At 53.5% G+C, this 14,881-nt stretch carries 22 protein-coding genes; 3 read left to right on the forward strand and 19 right to left on the reverse strand.

From position 1 onward, the window contains the following. Window positions 1-4: 4 nt before the first annotated feature. The 18 genes from ACVDG4_RS14290 to ACVDG4_RS14375 all read right to left on the reverse strand — a co-directional run bounded on the left by ACVDG4_RS14290 (window position 5) and on the right by ACVDG4_RS14375 (window position 10,714). Window positions 5-232, reverse strand: a complete 228-nt coding sequence (locus ACVDG4_RS14290) for a hypothetical protein (RefSeq protein WP_447235550.1) — start codon at window positions 230-232, stop codon at window positions 5-7. Window positions 233-272: 40 nt separating this feature from the next. Continuing rightward, on the reverse strand, window positions 273-929 hold the full coding sequence (locus tag ACVDG4_RS14295) for a peptidoglycan-binding protein (protein WP_447235551.1): 657 nt from the start codon (window positions 927-929) through the stop codon (window positions 273-275). A 143-nt stretch (window positions 930-1,072) separates the two neighbouring features. Then, on the reverse strand, window positions 1,073-1,765 hold the full coding sequence (locus ACVDG4_RS14300) for a hypothetical protein (protein ID WP_447235552.1): 693 nt from the start codon (window positions 1,763-1,765) through the stop codon (window positions 1,073-1,075). Window positions 1,766-1,840: 75 nt separating this feature from the next. Continuing rightward, a complete protein-coding gene (locus tag ACVDG4_RS14305; RefSeq protein ID WP_447235553.1) occupies window positions 1,841-2,248 on the reverse strand; it encodes a hypothetical protein in 408 nt (135 codons plus the stop codon). Continuing rightward, the gene (locus ACVDG4_RS14310) at window positions 2,249-2,875 is read right to left on the reverse strand and encodes a regulatory protein GemA (RefSeq protein ID WP_447235554.1); all 627 of its coding nucleotides are present in this window, start codon (window positions 2,873-2,875) and stop codon (window positions 2,249-2,251) included. It lies immediately after the preceding gene. A 3-nt stretch (window positions 2,876-2,878) separates the two neighbouring features. Further along, window positions 2,879-3,130 (reverse strand): gas vesicle protein V, encoded by a 252-nt coding sequence (locus ACVDG4_RS14315; RefSeq protein ID WP_447235555.1) that lies wholly within the window; start codon window positions 3,128-3,130, stop codon window positions 2,879-2,881. 1 nt (window position 3,131) lies between these two features. Beyond that, the gene (locus ACVDG4_RS14320; protein ID WP_447235556.1) at window positions 3,132-3,383 is read right to left on the reverse strand and encodes a hypothetical protein; all 252 of its coding nucleotides are present in this window, start codon (window positions 3,381-3,383) and stop codon (window positions 3,132-3,134) included. A gap of 1 nt (window position 3,384) precedes the next feature. Continuing rightward, complete coding sequence (locus ACVDG4_RS14325) at window positions 3,385-3,918, reverse strand: host-nuclease inhibitor Gam family protein (RefSeq protein ID WP_447235557.1); 534 nt, start codon at window positions 3,916-3,918, stop codon at window positions 3,385-3,387. Window positions 3,919-3,921: 3 nt separating this feature from the next. Next, window positions 3,922-4,356 (reverse strand): hypothetical protein, encoded by a 435-nt coding sequence (locus ACVDG4_RS14330; protein WP_447235558.1) that lies wholly within the window; start codon window positions 4,354-4,356, stop codon window positions 3,922-3,924. Continuing rightward, entirely contained in the window at window positions 4,353-4,619 is a 267-nt protein-coding gene (locus tag ACVDG4_RS14335) for a hypothetical protein (protein WP_447235559.1), read from the reverse strand. The genes ACVDG4_RS14330 and ACVDG4_RS14335 overlap by 4 nt, the downstream gene beginning before the upstream one ends. Beyond that, window positions 4,612-5,001 (reverse strand): transcriptional regulator, encoded by a 390-nt coding sequence (locus tag ACVDG4_RS14340; RefSeq protein WP_133953339.1) that lies wholly within the window; start codon window positions 4,999-5,001, stop codon window positions 4,612-4,614. Before ACVDG4_RS14340 ends, ACVDG4_RS14335 begins: the two co-directional genes overlap by 8 nt. Further along, window positions 4,998-5,639: a hypothetical protein gene (locus ACVDG4_RS14345; RefSeq protein WP_447235560.1), complete on the reverse strand. Its 642-nt coding sequence runs from the start codon at window positions 5,637-5,639 to the stop codon at window positions 4,998-5,000. Before ACVDG4_RS14345 ends, ACVDG4_RS14340 begins: the two co-directional genes overlap by 4 nt. Then, the gene (locus ACVDG4_RS14350) at window positions 5,639-6,391 is read right to left on the reverse strand and encodes an AAA family ATPase (protein WP_447235561.1); all 753 of its coding nucleotides are present in this window, start codon (window positions 6,389-6,391) and stop codon (window positions 5,639-5,641) included. Before ACVDG4_RS14350 ends, ACVDG4_RS14345 begins: the two co-directional genes overlap by 1 nt. A 93-nt stretch (window positions 6,392-6,484) precedes the next feature. After that, window positions 6,485-8,635, reverse strand: coding sequence for a TnsB C-terminal domain-containing protein (locus ACVDG4_RS14355; RefSeq protein ID WP_447235562.1), 2,151 nt, complete (start codon window positions 8,633-8,635; stop codon window positions 6,485-6,487). Further along, complete coding sequence (locus ACVDG4_RS14360; RefSeq protein WP_447235563.1) at window positions 8,632-9,099, reverse strand: hypothetical protein; 468 nt, start codon at window positions 9,097-9,099, stop codon at window positions 8,632-8,634. The genes ACVDG4_RS14355 and ACVDG4_RS14360 overlap by 4 nt, the downstream gene beginning before the upstream one ends. Further along, window positions 9,092-9,931, reverse strand: a complete 840-nt coding sequence (locus tag ACVDG4_RS14365; protein ID WP_447235564.1) for a ParB/RepB/Spo0J family partition protein — start codon at window positions 9,929-9,931, stop codon at window positions 9,092-9,094. Before ACVDG4_RS14365 ends, ACVDG4_RS14360 begins: the two co-directional genes overlap by 8 nt. A 132-nt stretch (window positions 9,932-10,063) precedes the next feature. Continuing rightward, complete coding sequence (locus ACVDG4_RS14370) at window positions 10,064-10,402, reverse strand: hypothetical protein (protein ID WP_447235565.1); 339 nt, start codon at window positions 10,400-10,402, stop codon at window positions 10,064-10,066. Beyond that, window positions 10,403-10,714, reverse strand: a complete 312-nt coding sequence (locus ACVDG4_RS14375) for a helix-turn-helix domain-containing protein (RefSeq protein WP_447235566.1) — start codon at window positions 10,712-10,714, stop codon at window positions 10,403-10,405. A gap of 138 nt (window positions 10,715-10,852) precedes the next feature. Between ACVDG4_RS14375 and ACVDG4_RS14380 the strand changes: the two genes are divergently transcribed. The 3 genes from ACVDG4_RS14380 (at window position 10,853) to ACVDG4_RS14390 (ending at window position 13,627) form a co-directional block, all read left to right on the forward strand. Beyond that, on the forward strand, window positions 10,853-11,398 hold the full coding sequence (locus ACVDG4_RS14380) for a helix-turn-helix domain-containing protein (RefSeq protein WP_447235567.1): 546 nt from the start codon (window positions 10,853-10,855) through the stop codon (window positions 11,396-11,398). Window positions 11,399-11,774: 376 nt separating this feature from the next. Then, entirely contained in the window at window positions 11,775-12,878 is a 1,104-nt protein-coding gene (locus ACVDG4_RS14385; protein ID WP_447235568.1) for a hypothetical protein, read from the forward strand. Next, window positions 12,875-13,627, forward strand: coding sequence for a hypothetical protein (locus ACVDG4_RS14390; protein WP_447235569.1), 753 nt, complete (start codon window positions 12,875-12,877; stop codon window positions 13,625-13,627). The genes ACVDG4_RS14385 and ACVDG4_RS14390 overlap by 4 nt, the downstream gene beginning before the upstream one ends. Window positions 13,628-14,210: 583 nt before the next feature. Here the strand turns inward: ACVDG4_RS14390 and ACVDG4_RS14395 are convergent. Beyond that, entirely contained in the window at window positions 14,211-14,873 is a 663-nt protein-coding gene (locus tag ACVDG4_RS14395; RefSeq protein ID WP_447235570.1) for an aspartate/glutamate racemase family protein, read from the reverse strand. Window positions 14,874-14,881 lie beyond the last annotated feature (8 nt).

The following is a 14,881-nucleotide window of genomic DNA, read 5'->3' on the forward strand; positions in this document are numbered from 1 at the left end:
CAATTCAGCCTATTCGGCTGGTTGCGGTGACCCGGCCGTAGATGGCCAGAAGCCCGCCAGCCACAACGGCAATGCTGTCCCAGGCGGCAAGAGCCTGGTCGTACAGCCCGATGAGGTCTTGTTGGTCTGTTGCGGTGATTTCAAAGCCGAACAGACCGGCAAGGCTGGCGACGATCGCGATCACCGCGCCCCAAAAGGTTTTGGACTTGAAGAGAGATTTCGTGCTGTTCATTTTCGAGGTCCTGAAGTTGGTTGGCTGGAGCTGGTGGCGCTTACCGTTTGGAGGCCGATGCCTTCAGCGCCTTGCGGGTTTTGGGTCCGACAATCCCGTCAGCAACGAGGCCCTGACCGCGCTGGAAACCTTGCACCGCACTGCGGGTTCGCGGGCCAAAGTCGCCGTCGATCGCAAGACCATGGCCGAGCTTGAAAAGCTGTTTTTGAAGATGTTCAACGGCAGGCCCTTTATCTCCGATCCGCAGCATTCGCTGGGTCAGGGCTTCCGCCTGATCGGAGACAAAAGGTACGGATGTGAAGGACGCCGGATTGTCGTCTTTCCGGTAGAGCTTCCACGGCAATTGGAAGTGCGGACCGTCGAAGAAACTGCGCCAATCGCCACCCCATTCTATTCGAATGCCGAGTTCTTCGGCCGCCTCTTTCATGGCGTCGGCAATCCGGTAGTAGAGCGGCACTTCCCAAGACACGCGGTTTCCGACCATTGCAACCACATCAACGGCATGGCCGGACAAATGCCGGGAGTTCATGGTTTTGGACGCACCGCGCCGGACAAGCTCCCGCTGCCGGGAAAGGGTCCGCATACCTTCGGTGATTTGAAACGGCTGGCCCGTGATCTCGGCCGCGCGCAAGACAACCCGAACAAGATCCGGGTGCACGCCCTTAAGTCGGTTAAGGCTCGTCTTGGTGAGTTTCATGGGGCCATATCCTCAAAATGGGAACGGCCCTAAAGATCGCGGTTTTGGGAAAAACAAATGGGGCTGACAGGTGTCAGCCCGCAAGGCGTGGGGGGAATTTGAACGTAGATTGAAGCGCGTTTAACGGCTTGTCAAATGGGGATTTAAGCCCTGTTTTCCAGTTCGGCTTCTCGCTTCTTTGCCAACTTCATAAACGCTACGGACTGCAGAAATAGATCTGAAAACCAAAGCAATATTTCCTTGGGATCTCGTTCTTTCAGCCGAGCAATACTTATATCGCCGTCAGCCTTTTTGTCTCGATTTTCGGTCTTTTCGTTTATCAGATTGCGCAATTCACCTTTTAGATCTTCATCGTCGATATCCAATCCTTCAATGAAGCCCAGTAGGCTCGTTTTTGCAACATCCGCTGATTTTAACGCATGTTCAATATGCTTCTCAAATGCACCAAAATTCTGAGTTTCAAGTACTGTGTCGATGTCGTGGCCAAATTTATTCCTGATCACGTTAAGGCTCTTGATCATTTTTTTTTGGACAAAAATGTACCCATCTTGGTTGTCGATCAGTGACAGGCATTGGTTGAAAGACAAACGTGCTTCATCCAGATTTTTGAGACCTTTCACCTCTCGAAGATACTCCCTGAGACCCTGTTCAACTATGAGGTGACACTTCAACACTAAGCCCAAATCATCGTGCGGTTTATTGGCAAGTTCTTCGAACTTTTCTCGGGCAGGTTTGAGTGTCTGAAGGTACCATTCTGAATTAGCTCCAGCGGTGTCTAAAAGCTCTCTCAGAACTCGTTTTTTATTCTGATCCCCACTCACATTTTCACCGTTCAATACCTAAAACCAAAGATCCGCCAAAATCGACCGGCAGTCGCGCCGCAGACCCAAAATGCAGTTTCGAGTTTGAAATTATAACAACTTACCCTGACTGTCATCCTCTTCCCGCAACCGTGCGCGCATGCGGAATGCAGCACGTTCAGAAAGACCCGCACGGCGGGCAGCTTCGCGGGCACTGGTGCCTGCTTCAAGTTCCATCGCAAGGCGCTTGTGGGCCTTGGCGAGACACCCGGCCGGGCCGCGTGGAATGATCACATGCCGGGCACCGGCTTCCCGGCCATCGGGTGACAGGATCCGGAAATGATCACAGATCTTGTCGGCGGCATTCCTGCCAACCAGCTCAACCAGCCAATGACCGTCCGGAGCACGGGCCGGGATTGATACGCGCGTGCCGCCGACCCGCTCGGCGATCGCCATGGCGACCCCGATATCGGTGATGTCGGCGATCTCGCCGAGCAGGCCGGGCAGCTGGTCACTCATTCAAGCGGCCTTCCTCATGCGCCGGTAGTTTTCGCCGAGCTTGTTCATCGCCTTGATCCAGTCGCCGTCGCTGAGCATCTCCGGTCGCTCTTTTCCACTGACACAGCGCAGCAACTGCTCAAGGGATCCGGATGGGTGGCGATCCTGTTTCACAAGCTCAGTCCAGATGTGCAGGCAGATTTGAAACCGGTGATCGTTCAAGAGGCGGGGGAGAAGCTTATCTTGTGTAAACAGATCCGGGTTCCCGGTCTCACGCCGGAACCAGATTTTCAGGGCGTCAATCGCCTTGGCCGCGTCTTCGTCTTTGGACAGAAACCGATGATGATCCAGGCCAGTTTGGCGCTTCAACCAAGCAATCATGGCCTTGTCGGATTTGTTGGTGACTACGCCAAGGTTGTAGCCGGCGATCCAAAGAGCCTGCAGCTTCTTGCCAAACTTGCCGGTCGCCATCAGGCGGTGCTCTGCGGGCAAGAGCTTCTGAAGCTCTGAAATGACCGTCAGGCGTTGACCAGCGGTCATGTCCTTGGAAGACCGGCTTCCCGTGTGCTTTTCCAGAAAAGCCCGGTAGGTGTCATCGTCCAAACCGGCTTGGCTTTTCAGGATATGGATTTTCGCGATCGCTGTCATGCTTCAATCCTTGTAAGGAAGCCTGCCTTGCATCTGCCCACCAACGGCACCGGCATCGCCGAGCGGTTGGTGTTGTGGCTTTTGGGAAGCGGATAATTCACGCTTTAAAAGTTCGTTTGTCACGGCCTTTAACTCGGCCTGTTCGGCCATCAATCCGGGCCGAAGCTGGACCCTGCGCGACAATCTGGTCCGCCGGTCGCGCAGGGTTTGCGTCTCACTCAACTCGTACTCGGACGGTTTTGTGAGGCGGGCCATGTCAGGTCGCCTTTGCCTGCTGGTTCAAGAGATCAGCAAGAGCGGACAAAACCGGCTTGAAACTGATCTGCATCTGCAGGCCGGACGGATGCCACAACTCGTATTTGCCCGGTGCCGACATCATGACCTTGATGGGTGTTCCATCGACTTCGATTTCACCGCAATTCGATACCAATGAGAGACTTGGGAAATCGGCTCGGCGACCCGTCTCGTAGCCGATGACCTGAGAAATCGTCTGTTGGGTAATCGCCATCTCAAGCCGCCTTCTCGTTCAACTCGGCTTCAAAGGGTTCAACAATGAAGTCTTCACCCTGACTGCCGATCGAGATGCCCTTCACTGATTTGACGGCTTCCGGCTCTTCCAGGATGGCATCCTTGTCGATCTCTTCCTTAGTCCGGACAAACCGGTGCAGGCCGAGTTCTTTCAGGGCATCCAGAACCGCGTCTTTTGCCCGGACTGTGACCTTCGGTGGTCTTACCCGCCAACGGATCTCGCCATTCTTGAGCTTGGCGAATTTCACTTTGCCGTTGTTGGTAAGGTTGTCCCGATTGGCCGCGCACCAAGTTTCAATACCGTCCAGTAGTTCCTGCGCCTTATCGCGCAGCGGCTCGGCCTTCGTTTCAAAGCGGTCCTTGGTTTCCGCCAGCTTGTCGTTCATGTCTGCTTCGAGGCGGGCTAGGTCGCGGCGGATGTCACCAAGGGTACGTACCATTTCATCGCAATCCTCTTTGGATTGCGGAACCGGATAGTCTGCAGCGAGACGTTTCGAGCGAGTGGTTTTCGGCATGATTTAGACCCTCTTTGTGAAACTTGGTTCGGGACGGAATGGGGCTGGTTGAGCTAGCGAGCGCTCATATGCAGCTGCTGACGGATCCCCCATCAACCGCGCTGTCAGATCACAGGGGTGATCGGGTACCTGCCTGCTTTTGGCTGCAATAGTGCGAAACCGGCGAGGTTGCCATTTGGTCGGTGACACAGGCTTCGGGATCTCTACAGGCTTTGACTTTGAGCGTGCAGCAACCGGAGACGCGACGGCGACCGGTTGGGGTTCAGGCTTAGTGACTGAGACCCCAAACGTTGCAAGGATCTCTTTGTATTCGAGATCAACACGCTGCGCTGTCAGGCCGAGTTCCTGCCCTATGAATGCGCTCTCTTCACCCAGAAATACGTATCCAATCAGCAGCGCTTGCTGCCGGTAGGAGAGCGGTGCAAATCCCTTGCTCATGCCGCTCCCCCGTCGCTGGAGGGAACTGGACGAAGTCTGACCTTGGGAAACGGGATGACGTTTTCGGCGCTTAAGTCCACAGCCATGTGATCGGTCGGGAAAGGAATGATAGCGGGTTTTGCTTCCATGCCTTCGGCTCGTTCGGCGGCTTCCAGAAGCCTTTCACCAAGGCGCTTGGTGAACTCCTGCAGCCGATCGTGTTCTTGGGTTTGTGCTGCCGTGAAGCACATGTAGCCGTAGTGGATGAGGTCGGTGCTAAGCATCGTTGCCCCCCGTGTTTTTCAGGCGGGAATGTGGGCAACCGTTTCGGCAAGCCCGATACACCTTCGTGCGAAACGGATTGGTCACAGCGCGCGGTTTGCCTTGCCAGTCCAGGCAAACGTTGCGGGCGATCTTTCCTTGCACCGGGCACGTCACAGTCTCGCCCATAAGGGCTCCACGAACCTTGTCGGCGACCTTGTCGATGTCGCCCCGGTACTTGTTGCCAATGGCTTGGCTGATTGCGGCTGTTGAATAACCGATGCGCTTTTCGCATCCACGCAGGCCATCCCGATCGGCGAGAGCTGCGAGCTCCCGGACCCAATCCGGCAACCCGGCTCCCCAAGCCAACTCCGCCTTTTCAATCATTGTGAGTGTTTGGGTCATGCCGCGCACTCCTCGGCGACAGCCCCGCCGATGATTTCCGACCGGTTTTGATCCCAAACAACCTTGGTCGCGAGGATCTTTGGCGCTCTTGGTCCGGTATTCATGGATGGCTTTAAACGCCAGATCCGGGTCAGGTTGGCACCGCCTGGGCGAAGGATTTGAAGATAACCAGCTGCCGCCAGACGCTTCGCATAAGATCCGGCTGTCACCGACGACACTTCAGTTTCGGGGATGGTCGCTGCGACGCCAAGTTCGTGCTTGTCGAACTGCGGAAGCAAACGCATGGCATTCCACATTTGCTGGTTGCGAAGGCCTTGGGTGCCGTGGGACCCGTCCCGGTTTATGATCGGGGTCGCAGACGGGCGCTTCAGGAGACGATAGACATATTGGGTGCAGTACCCTCCCCGGTCGATCGGCACTTTCTCAGTGTCGACCACTTCAATGTAATCAGCTTTTGCAAGCCGTTTAACAAAGTCCGAGATTGAATAGTCGTCCCGGTCATTGCTTCGAAGGGCAACTTCCCGGACCGTGAAATGACTGTCGTTCTTGCCAAGGTCCCGGATCACGCTCCAATAGTGATCGTGTCCCCGGTAAATCGGTTTGCCAGCCGTGACTGTGAGTTCAAGTTGAATGGACATTACGCGGCCCTCCGAATGCGGCGGGGCGGCTCGCCTGTATAGAACTCAGAAGCGTGGAACTGTTCTTCCGTCAGTTCATCGCAACCAAGGTTCTTGGCCTTGATCTTCATGGTGTTGAAGTTCACCGCTAGACGGCGTGCACGGCCTTCACTCTTTTGCAAGGTGGATTGGATCAAGCCTTCTGAAAGGCTCACGCCAGGACAGTAGATTTCAGCAAGGGCGTGGGCATCGGAGAGGTCGCAAGGCTCGGCCGGAACCCATTGCAAAACCCGGTTGTGAACCCGCTCCACTTTCTGCAGTTTGGCCGGGAGCTGTTCTTCGCCGATCAAGAGCAAAGGAACCTGACTGTGTTCCTGCAGCTCCCGGATCAATTCCAGCATGCCTTTGTCGGCGAGCTTGTCGGCCTCGTCGATAATGAGAGGACGGCCGATATCATCGCCGAGGGCCATGATGGCTTGCTTGGCAAGTTCCGGAATGACTGTGCTTTTTGGTAGGTCCACCCCTAATTCACTGAGGAGGTTCTGCAGAAGGGTCTTTCGGGTCCAGCTGTCACCGACTTCAATCACAGCCGCATTGGTCATGTTCTGTGCGAAGATGGCGGCAAAGGTCTTGCCGTAGCCGCTGTAGCCGTGAAATACGCCGATGCCTGGGAGATGGGGAGCGCGCCCGCGCAGCTCTTCCACCAACGTCATGAAGCGCCAGACGTTCTGAAGCTTGGCGAGACCGCCGCCATTGACATTTTGAGAGTTCATGATCATTCTAATCCTGTCTGATCTTGATTTTCGGCTCTGAGAGTTGCAGCTCTCAGGGCCATTTTCTTTGCCCATCCGGTGGGTACGCGGGCGTTACAACTGGTTTGCTTGGTTGCTGTGTTCCTCCATCAATTTCCGGGCGCGATATTCGCCGCCGGACTGGTATCCAGTCAGCCAATGGGCGTCCTTTTCTGAGAGCTGCTGACCGTCTTTGATCCGGTCCTCTAGCTGGCAGGCACGCAGCCAACGGCGCTCCGGTGTGTCGAGAGTGTTGAGGGGTTCCGGTGCCGCCGTGCGGTCCGCCATTGGATTGCTGAACTTCGCCTTGACTGTCTCTTCAGCCGTGCTCAACGGGCGGGGTGATGGTTTCCGGCTAACGGTCTTGGCCGCTTCGATGGCGGGCGTGGTGTGCCCCTCCTGACGGCCGGGGAACGAAACGATATCGGCGTTGTGCTGGGTGGCTCGTTTTTCCGCTTCCATGATGGTGCGCGGGGTGACTTCGCGGCGGGCCTGTTGGATCGGCTTTGCAAACTCTCGATAGATTGCGTTCTGCCGGGCGCGGACCTTTGCGATGGTTTCGACCGGATCAAGACCGGCAAGATCCGGGCAAACCGCTTCACCCAGGTAGGTTTCACCGTCCGGCTCAAAGAGCCAGATCCGCCCGAGATCATCAGGGTTCTGTCGGCAAAACACCTGCGTGTCCGGCATGACATCAAAGGACAAGTAGAACTCGCCTTTGATCCGGACACCGTTCTTGGTGACGGTCCGAATCCCGTCCTTGCCGATGGCTGGAGCCAACAGCACGCGAAGGGTTTCTTCTGTCGGTGCCGCGCGGACTGGATCTGTCCAAGCTGCGGCCACCTGCATCGGGGACTTGCCCTTAAGGCCGGAATGGGCGCGGAACGCATACTTCTGATCTGTCCACCAATCTGCGTGCTCTTGAAGCTCGGCAGCGGTTAGATCGACACTGAACAGGACGTCTTCTTGAAGGCCAAGACGGGCATGGAATGCCTTGCGGCTCTCAATCACCTTCCGATCTGAAACACTATGGCCGATGAAGCCTGGAAGCGTGGCTGAACAGTCCCGTTGAAACGTACCAATGACACGTTCTACGGTCCCTTTTTGCTCGGGGCTGTAGGCGGCAGAAACATCAACCTCAATGCCGAGGTTGTCCAACAATCGCGTGGTGGCCCGCGCCTTGAAGTCGGACCCGTTATCGGTCTTTAGGATCTCCGGAACACCCCAAGCCAAAAGGCTCTTGCGGATCATCAAGCCAACAGCTGCGGCGCGCGGTGTTTCGCTGACAAGGATCTTCACGCGCCGCGAATAAAGGTCAATACATAGGTAAAGGTTGCGGCGACCATCTTTGGTCATAACGTCGGATGGCGAGGCGTCGATTTCCCAAACTTCGTTCAGTCGATCGACACGCTGTCCGCCTGTCGCCACCATGCGGACGGTAGACTTGTATTTGTCCGGATTGGTCATCCGCAACAGCTCGTTGCGGTGCTCATGTTTCCAGCCTTTAAGAGCGTTTTGAAACGTCCTTAAAGGGGGCATGGCTTTCCGGGTTTGCCCTTTGGCCGTTGCGACTAGGACAGACGGTCCATACTTGGCGATCGCCGCATTGCGGATATGCTCGGCGCTCAGAAACTGGTTCTCAGCGTAGAGTGCGAGGCAGTAGGTACGCACCGCTCCGCCTTCCGCCCGATCCAGAACACCGGTCCCTTTGCGGGCATTGGCAGGATCATATGCCAGACGGTTTTGATCTGTGCGGGCATCACTGCGCCACCGGTGCATAGTGCGGGTGGAGATCTTCTTCACGTGCTCAAGAACCCACTCGGGGAGCGGTACCTTGCCGTCTTCAAACAGCTGGCAGAAGAGATGATCAGACCCCGACGCGCCGAGACCGCTGGTCTTGCGGAAACGGTCCGCGACCTTAAGCAAGATCAAACGTGCATCCCGCGTGCTGAGTTCGCGGCGGTTCAATTCGTTGGTGGTTTCAGTCTCGTAGTCTTCGCGCTCAACCCGAACGAAAGTCCCGGCATATTCGAGGCGCTGAGCAAGCGGCAGGAGGTCGATATGGTATTCCATACCTCCCCCGCCCTCACGGCCCTCTCGCTTGCGCGCCAGGCAACTGGAGGCCCAATCTTCGCGGTCAGCAAGTTTTTGAATACCGCGTTTCGTTGCTGGAAAGAGCTCCAACTTGAGGTCGGCAATCTCCTGCGCTGTCAGCCAGAGTTTCATCGGGACCTCCATGCTTTTGCCTGGAGGGACTTCTTAAAGTTGGAGACCTGTTTTTCGTGATCTTCTATGAGTGCAAGGGTGATGACGTTTTCATATTTTGCCGGAACGACCTTCAGATCGAAGTCATCGGCGAGAAACCCGAGGAGCTCGGTCTTGCCAGTTGCACCTACTAGGGCGATGAACCGCTCCACCGTGATGTTGTTGTCGAGTTTGGCTTCGCTCGCATAGGCATCCAGCGTTGTTACGCTGACCTTATGGCCAAGGCGGTCGCTCATAGTGTTGGCGATTTCCTCACGGGTCCTGTCGCACTCCTTGAGAGCCTTTGCGACCGCGCGGCTTATCCGCGAGGCAAGACGGTCACCTTGAATAGCGTTCGGCTCAAACCCAACGGCCACCTTGGGTGGTATCCAGTCGAGGAACATGTCCGGGGTGAGCGTATCTTTGGGGGGGCGGCCTCTAGACATCGAGCCAGCCCTCTTTTTTCACAAGAGCAATGATGTCTTTCTTATGGTTGCGGAAGACGGCGAACCGCGCGGCGCGAGGCAAACTCGGCAGGATGTCGCCAACCCGCTTCAGGAGTTTTTCCGTGTCCTTTTCTGGCGGTCTTCCGGACAAAAGCAGTTTTGCGTCGGCAATCGAAGCCGCTTTTGGAAGCTCACCCAGGACAAGATCCAGGACCTTTGCCTGGGCGTCGTGGTTTAGTTCCGCCAGCGCTTTGAGATCAGATTGTTTTTCGGCAAAGGCGGTGCCTTTGAGCCGTTCGCGAGAAGTTGCGGAAAGGCCCTCAAAGATTTGTACGGCCATTCTCACTGAACGGTCGGAGAGACCGGTCTTTTCCGCCGCGTTGTGGCAAAAGGCAAAAATTGCCACTTGATTTTGCTGTTTGTTTTTAAAGGCTTGGCCCTTGCGATTTCCACCGTGCTTGGTTTGCGGGTGCATCGCCTCATAAATGCGCTTCAGCTCAAACAACGCTTCACAGCGCTCCAGGGCGTTGAAATCCTTGCGGCCGAGGTTTTCCAAGATCTCGTGCAACCGAATTTCGTCGGCGGGCTGATCGGTAGCTGGGGTGAGAACACGGCAAGTGATCTCTTTGCGCTTCAAAAGCTTGAACGCTTCCAGGCGGTGTGCACCAGCGACCAACCGAAAGCGCTCGCCTTCTTCGACAACTTCGATAGGTGTCTTATGACCGGCCTCCTGGATCATGTCGGCGAGCGTTGCTGCCCAATCCGGATCCACCTGGCGAAGCCGTGTTTCGGGAACATCAATAAGTGAGATTTTGATTGTTGTGTCGGCCATCGAACATACCCCTTGAAAGCCGTTCAAAAAGACCGGGCGGCAGGAGCGACCTGGTGGTCCGCCCGGTAAGTTGGGGAGGAACGCAGCATCCTGGTTAGACACCGCGCAAAGCGGCAGCGCCGCATCCCACCACTAAGCCGCAGGTGGCGCGGTTTCCCTGACGCCCGGATGTGCGATGGGCGCAAAGGGAATTTCAAATGGAGTGGAAGCTGGAACTGCGTGCCAATGTGAGCCGATGCCAGCGCGATTGAGCTGATTGGCAATCCGCTGCGCAGTCAGTCGACTTTCGTACAAGAAGGCGTCTCCGGGAAAGAGGCCGGTTTCTCCTACGAGGAGATCCCCGGTCTCGATGTTGACGGTGGTGAACACGCCCGTGAAGAAATAGAAAATGCCGGATTTGGCAGTCTTGGCGAGAATATAGCCAAAAGCCAGTGTCTGGACAGGCGAGCTTTGGTGACAGGAACTGGCCATTTATGCAGCCTCCCTGTCCACGGACGCCGACCGTTTTGGCCTAGCGGCATAAGTTGCATATTTGCTATCAAGGATTCGGGCGGTCGTCTTTGGATAGCGGCCTGGGAACAGTTTCTCTTTGGGGGTTTCGAGAAAGTCCGCGATGGCTTCCTCAGCCCAAGAAAGTGGACGTTTCCAGACGTGGGACATGGACTTGGGATCCTTTCCGTTCGCCTCGGCGAGCTTGGCCATCGTCATGTGCTGACGATGCAACTCGGCTTTTATGGAGAACGGATCCCAGCCACCTTTGGGAACCTGTTTAGGCTTGGCCATAGCGGGTGCCTTTCGTGAAAACGGTTTGTTGCAGCAAGCCGTTTTCTTTGGATTTTGTGTGTAACCAATCGGGCCGATCAGTCGGGCCGATAAGAGAGGGTATATACCCGATTGGGTTTTTTGTAAACTCCCATTCGGGTGTTATTGGTATTCATATTGGCGAGACCTGAGAAACGGCCTGAAACGCCATTGGCAGAGCGTCTTCGCGCTGTGCGTCGTGCTATTGGCGATCCTGATCGGGACGTACTTGCTTCAAAGCTTGAGATAAGCCCTAACAGTATGTCCCGTTATGAACGGGGCGAGCGGGAGCCAACGTTCTCGGTGTTTGAAGCTTTCAATAAGAAGCTTGGGGTAAACCTCAATTGGCTTCTAACCGGGGCTGGAGAGATGTTCGCGGATGCTTCGGCTATTCCGTCGGGGCCGAGGTTTCATACGATTAGGCCAGACGTGTTTCGCGCGGTCGGACGCTTGGTCACGAGCCTCCACAAAGCTGAAGGCATAACTCTCCCGCCAGATGCACTCTTCGACGAGCAATCCAGTGCTTACAATGCATTGATTGAGAGGGCTGAGGATCCGTCAGATGCGGACGAACTCACGAGCCTGCTGCCTTGGCTTGAGACGCGACTGAAACGCCAAATTGCTACAGCCAAATCCTCGCCTGGAACCGAAAAACGCGAGGCTTAATTCTGATACAATTTTCGAGTGCAATATATGAGACGCAAAAGCAGTCAATAGCAACCTATGGAGATGTATTTTTTTCATACAATTTAATTTTGTGTAAAAATAGTTTAATGGCGATTCATGACAAATAAGATTGTCCCACAGAGGGAATTTTTTATCTTATTATAATATCATTCTTGAAAAAAAGTTCGCAATATTTTTGACATCTATGTTTTTACTTTTTCAATAAAGTAAAAAATCGATCAAAATCAGAATTGGCACCTGAAATGCGCCTTGCATAAAGGTGTGATCTTGCCTGACGGCAGCCTTAAGGTTGAATTTATACCGCGATGTGGATAAAATATTCTATCTATAATTGATGTGATCGTGGGGGCGATTGATGAAAAAATTTATTAAAGCCGCGATGTTGTGCCTCGTTTTCTTAGGTGCGGCGTCAATAACTAGCAATGCACATGCAGGCATATTTGATGAAATCGAAAAGGGTGTAGAAAAGGTCGGCAAGCTTCCGAAGAAGACAGTCAAGGAGTTGGATCGGTTTCAGGAACGCGTCAAGCGTGAAGCGGACCGCTTTATTGATGACGTTCGAGAAGAAGGTCGGCGTTTCGAAGAACGCATGAAGAAGGTTGAGCGCGAAATCAGAAGAATTCGCGACGATGTAAAAAAGGCCGTTGCTGAGCTTCCGGTTCTTGGCAAGCAGGTTGTTGAGGTAATGGATGAAGTTGAGGAACTAGCAGAATCTAGTGCTAAACAAATATCAAATAATTTAAAAATAATAGAGCAGGCTGATGATATAATTTCTGGAAATTTAGACGAAGTAAACATCTCTGTTACAAGTTACAGCCAAGTATTAGGAGGAAAACTCGCTCAAAAAATTTCTTCAGATAAAGTTGAGGAGTTTCTTCAAACAGAAATAGCTGGCGACCTTAGGATCATCCACGTCTTGATGCCTGTGCAGGCGGTGCGTGAGCAGTTTGATCCTACAGGTGTGAGTAAATGCCTTCGGCAGGATTCAACAACCAGGATAATAGATGGCAACTATTTCCTACAGGGGGCACCCGAATTGGGTGCAGCATCAGAAGAGGAATTTGCCGCCTCGCTCGAACAGGCTGCAGTGCAGATAACAGCCGGTTGTATCAAGAAAAACCTTCTTAAAAGTGAGGAAGAACAGAATGAATTTGATGCCGACAAAATAACCGCGGATGCGCAAGAGCGAAAAGACAAAGCTATTGCGGAAAGAAATCGAAAGATGGAAGAGTTCAAGGCGAGTGAAGAGGAGCGTGAGAAGTCTGAAGAATATTTAGCGTCTTTACAAAAAAATTATGAAGAAAATTTAGGTTACCTCGAAATACTGAATCAATTTAAAGAGTCGAATGAAGAATTAAAAGATAAAATGGAGCAGAATACGAAAAAATTTGCGGAATTTGTTGCGGAAATCGACCCGAAACTTGCGGAAGAACTCTCCCAATTTCAGGAGGACTCATGATGGCTCGTTTCAAAACAATGATTGTCGTTTCTATTTTGTTGTGGCCCTCTATCGCTTACGCCGACTGCCAAGACAAAATCAATGCCCTGTCTACTAATCTCGCCGATGTTCGTAGTAAGTGGGAGCTAAATTCTCAGAAACTTTTTGCTCTTCAGAGCAAGATGGCCGGTATGAATGGATTTCTGCAACAGGCTCAAGCCGGTTTCAATACGGAGCTCGCGCGTCTGAACCATATTCGATTCAACTTTCAGAATCTGCAGGCTCAAAGAGGCGCGATAATAAATGAGCTGAACCAACTCGCACAGTTTCCACCCAGCTACGAGATTAACCAGAGATCACTATATCTGCAGAATGGAATTCAGCAAATCGAGCTGCAACTTAGCCACCTTCAGGTGAATGGAGAGGCTATTGAGACTAAACTTCGTGGCTTCAAGCAAACGGCAGATATGGTGTACAAAGACCTACAGTCGCTCGCTCAGGAATTTGCCAACGTAAACCAGATTGGCGCAATGCTGGCGCGAAGCGATGGTTCAATAGCCGGTGAAATGGCGTTTTTCCATACTCCAGATGGTCGGAAAGCTTGCAGTATTGAGCAGCTTGAGAGCGTTCAAGCTACGATAGCCGAGGGGAAAGAGACCCTAAAAAAACTTGCCAGTCTGAAGGAAAATCAGGTGGAAATAAATAAAGATCAATTGCGACTTCAGAATGACCTAAAAGAATTTCTTAATGTGCTCAATTCAAAAGCATAGCGGTAAATCCAGTCGAACCAATGCTTAGGTTCCGCGGTGAATGGATGCCGATTTAGGTCCCAATTTTGATGATGCGTTGTATGGAATGTTTCGTTCCATGATTTCCCACCTCTGCCGATGGGTGTGGGAGCTCCAACAGCGAAACCACCAGAAATCCGCTGATGACGCTGTGGTGCGAACTCATATCAGAGACTGTGCATTTGTTCCCGTCTTGAATTTGCGCGGTCGCTGTTTTCATTAGCTAATTTTATGTGGCGCGGATTGGACCTCCGACCTCCTGCCGTTTTGTGCCAAATGAAGTTGCGCGGCCGTATTCATGATTGTTCTGCCAAAATGGCTCAATTCCCCCAATTACCAGATATTCCCACTTAATCCCGGATATTGCTTTAGTGCCAAGTGTTCTTGCGCGTAACAACTCGGCGATGACTACCCGACCATTATCATGCATCTGAAAACCAACCTCGCCCAGATCGAAGCCAGACAGGCCACAGTGCAAAGATGATAGCGGTGCTTTGGGACGGGAGAAGGTCGAGGCCGGTTCGAGTGATGACCTGTTTCAGATACTCATATCGGCGCCGAAAACCTACCGAACGATAATCTCCGACAGCTTCACCGCAGAGGCCACGCCGTCGATGACCGGAACGCTAAAGCGCTCCGTCAGATTTTTGGCGAGGTCAGCCATTCCGGCGCACCCCAGTGCGATAGCGCCGATATCATCCTCTTCAAGTGCGGTCTCCATCTCGCGTTCTATCCGATGACGGGCATCGCTAGCCGGGTCTTCCAGTGCCAGAACAGGCACCTCGGAAGCCCGGACCTTTGTACACCGATTGGCAAGGCCAAGGCGGCGGAGGTTATCCTCCAGAACGGGAACAGAAACGGAGAGAGTTGTCACAACGGAGAATTTCAGCGCGGCGATGGAGGCCAGGTGATAGGCAGCCTCACCGATCCCAATCACCGGTACCGGTGATCGTTTTTTCAACTCAAACAAACCGGTGTCGTCAAAACAGGCGATCACAACGGCGGTAATCTTCGGATTGGCTTGCAGTGTCCGGTCAAAGAGATCAAACAGTCCTGGCAGTGCAGCGGCGCCATCATCTGGCCCCTGGATGACCTTTGGGCCTTCCGCAGGGTTGACTGCCGTAATTCTGGTTGCCGGGGAAGCGGCCTGACGGGCGGCCACGGCAATCTTTTCCGTCATCGAAACCGTCGTGTTCGGATTGATGACGAGTATGTGGTGATGTGTCATCGGATCAC

This window comes from Roseibium sp. MB-4 (assembly GCF_053005265.1).

Coding starts and splice junctions, on each gene's coding strand:
- ACVDG4_RS14290 (WP_447235550.1), bottom strand. CDS start 232: ATGAACAGCACGAAATCTCTCTTCAAGTCCAAAACCTTTTGGGGCGCG.
- ACVDG4_RS14295 (WP_447235551.1), bottom strand. CDS start 929: ATGAAACTCACCAAGACGAGCCTTAACCGACTTAAGGGCGTGCACCCG.
- ACVDG4_RS14305 (WP_447235553.1), bottom strand. CDS start 2,248: ATGAGTGACCAGCTGCCCGGCCTGCTCGGCGAGATCGCCGACATCACC.
- ACVDG4_RS14310 (WP_447235554.1), bottom strand. CDS start 2,875: ATGACAGCGATCGCGAAAATCCATATCCTGAAAAGCCAAGCCGGTTTG.
- ACVDG4_RS14315 (WP_447235555.1), bottom strand. CDS start 3,130: ATGGCCCGCCTCACAAAACCGTCCGAGTACGAGTTGAGTGAGACGCAA.
- ACVDG4_RS14320 (WP_447235556.1), bottom strand. CDS start 3,383: ATGGCGATTACCCAACAGACGATTTCTCAGGTCATCGGCTACGAGACG.
- ACVDG4_RS14325 (WP_447235557.1), bottom strand. CDS start 3,918: ATGCCGAAAACCACTCGCTCGAAACGTCTCGCTGCAGACTATCCGGTT.
- ACVDG4_RS14330 (WP_447235558.1), bottom strand. CDS start 4,356: ATGAGCAAGGGATTTGCACCGCTCTCCTACCGGCAGCAAGCGCTGCTG.
- ACVDG4_RS14335 (WP_447235559.1), bottom strand. CDS start 4,619: ATGCTTAGCACCGACCTCATCCACTACGGCTACATGTGCTTCACGGCA.
- ACVDG4_RS14340 (WP_133953339.1), bottom strand. CDS start 5,001: ATGACCCAAACACTCACAATGATTGAAAAGGCGGAGTTGGCTTGGGGA.
- ACVDG4_RS14345 (WP_447235560.1), bottom strand. CDS start 5,639: ATGTCCATTCAACTTGAACTCACAGTCACGGCTGGCAAACCGATTTAC.
- ACVDG4_RS14350 (WP_447235561.1), bottom strand. CDS start 6,391: ATGAACTCTCAAAATGTCAATGGCGGCGGTCTCGCCAAGCTTCAGAAC.
- ACVDG4_RS14355 (WP_447235562.1), bottom strand. CDS start 8,635: ATGAAACTCTGGCTGACAGCGCAGGAGATTGCCGACCTCAAGTTGGAG.
- ACVDG4_RS14360 (WP_447235563.1), bottom strand. CDS start 9,099: ATGTCTAGAGGCCGCCCCCCCAAAGATACGCTCACCCCGGACATGTTC.
- ACVDG4_RS14365 (WP_447235564.1), bottom strand. CDS start 9,931: ATGGCCGACACAACAATCAAAATCTCACTTATTGATGTTCCCGAAACA.
- ACVDG4_RS14370 (WP_447235565.1), bottom strand. CDS start 10,402: ATGGCCAGTTCCTGTCACCAAAGCTCGCCTGTCCAGACACTGGCTTTT.
- ACVDG4_RS14375 (WP_447235566.1), bottom strand. CDS start 10,714: ATGGCCAAGCCTAAACAGGTTCCCAAAGGTGGCTGGGATCCGTTCTCC.
- ACVDG4_RS14385 (WP_447235568.1), top strand. CDS start 11,775: ATGAAAAAATTTATTAAAGCCGCGATGTTGTGCCTCGTTTTCTTAGGT.
- ACVDG4_RS14390 (WP_447235569.1), top strand. CDS start 12,875: ATGATGGCTCGTTTCAAAACAATGATTGTCGTTTCTATTTTGTTGTGG.
- ACVDG4_RS14395 (WP_447235570.1), bottom strand. CDS start 14,873: ATGACACATCACCACATACTCGTCATCAATCCGAACACGACGGTTTCG.